The sequence below is a fragment of the Acidovorax sp. KPB24-03 genome (assembly GCF_057546605.1).
Map to the genome: position 1 here is coordinate 1 of NZ_BAAJYR010000660.1, position 1,352 is coordinate 1,352.

Here is a 1,352-nt window from a genome sequence, read left to right on the forward strand (position 1 = left end):
CGCCGAGCTGATGCTGTTCGAGACCGCGGTGGGCCCGGTGCAGGCCCTGCGCGGGCAGCACGACCGGCGCTGGCACCTGCCCGAGCCGGTGGAGCCGCTGCCCGTGCAGCGCGAGCTGGACGAAGAACGCGTGCTGATGGAGTCCATCAGCGACGAGTTCGACGTGACGACCTTGCTGGACGTGGACGACCAGATGAGCTACCGCCGCAGCGGCATCGGCCCCGAGGTGACGCGCCGCCTGCGCGCAGGCCACTGGAGCATCCAGCGGCAGCTGGACCTGCACGGCCTGCGCACCGACGAGGCCCGCGAGGCGTTGGGCGAGTTCATCCGACTGGCGCACCGCACCGGCCTGCGCTGCGTGCGCGTGGTGCACGGCAAGGGCCTGGGCTCGCCCGGCAAGACGCCGGTGCTGAAAGGCCGCGTGCAAAGCTGGCTGGTGCAAAAGAAAGAGGTGCTGGCCTTCGTGCAGGCCCGACCGGCCGAGGGCGGCGCGGGGGCGCTGGTGGTGCTGCTGCAGCCGGTGCAGCGGCATTGATTTTTCCGAGGAAGGACGGCGCCCTGCGTGGCACCGCCCGCGCTTCGTCAACCCCCAGGGCGGTGATCCCCCCTCACCAACCCACGCATCTCCAGCCGCACGCGCAGGCCCCGAAGCGCCTCGCTTTTGTCCAGCTGCAACTGCCCGCCGTAGGCCTGGGCGATCTGGCTCGCGATGGCCAGGCCCAGCCCGCTGCCCTGCACGGATTCATCGAACCGCACGCCGCGCTGCCCGGCAGACTGCAGCTGCTCGGCGGTCATGCCGGGGCCATCGTCTTCGATGTCCAGGCGCAGGCCCGGGCGGTCGGCGCCCTCCTGCCGCGACAGGGTCAGCCGCACCCGCGAGGCGGCCCACTTGCCTGCGTTGTCCAGCAGGTTGCCCAGCACCTCCTGCAGGTCGGCCTGCTCGCCGCGCCACAGCAGGCGGCCCGCGGTGCGGTCGTCCAGCGCCCAGTCCAGTTCCTGCGCGGCATGCAGGCGTTGCATCATCCGCACGACCTGCGACAGGCAGTCGCGCACGTCCACCGCCTGCCCCGCGGCGCCGGGGTGGGCGTGCAGCGCATCGCTCAAGGTGCGGGCCTGGTAGCGGTCCACCAGCTGGGCCATCGCCTCGACCTGCTGGCGCACCTCGCCGCTGGGCACCTGGGGGTGCGCGCTGGCCTGGGCACTGAGCAGGGCCAGGGGTTTCTTGAGGGCGTGGTTGAGGTCCACCGCGTGGGCGCGGGCGCGGGCCACGACGTGCGCGTTGTGCGCCAGCAGGCCGGCCAGCTCGCTCTGAAGGGGCTGCAGGTCGCGCCCCGTGGGCGCGGCCAGGTGCG

General features: G+C 72.9%; 2 protein-coding genes. One reads left to right on the plus strand and one right to left on the minus strand.

Annotated features, from left to right (window positions below):
* Positions 1 to 535: Smr/MutS family protein (locus AC27KI_RS24940; RefSeq protein WP_487116468.1), on the plus strand; the 535-nt coding region annotated here is incomplete at its 5' end.
* A 47-nt stretch (positions 536 to 582) separates the two neighbouring features.
* Here the strand turns inward: AC27KI_RS24940 and AC27KI_RS24945 are convergent.
* Positions 583 to 1,352, minus strand: a 770-nt coding sequence (locus AC27KI_RS24945; RefSeq protein WP_487116470.1) for an ATP-binding protein, incomplete at its 5' end; no start/stop codon positions are given.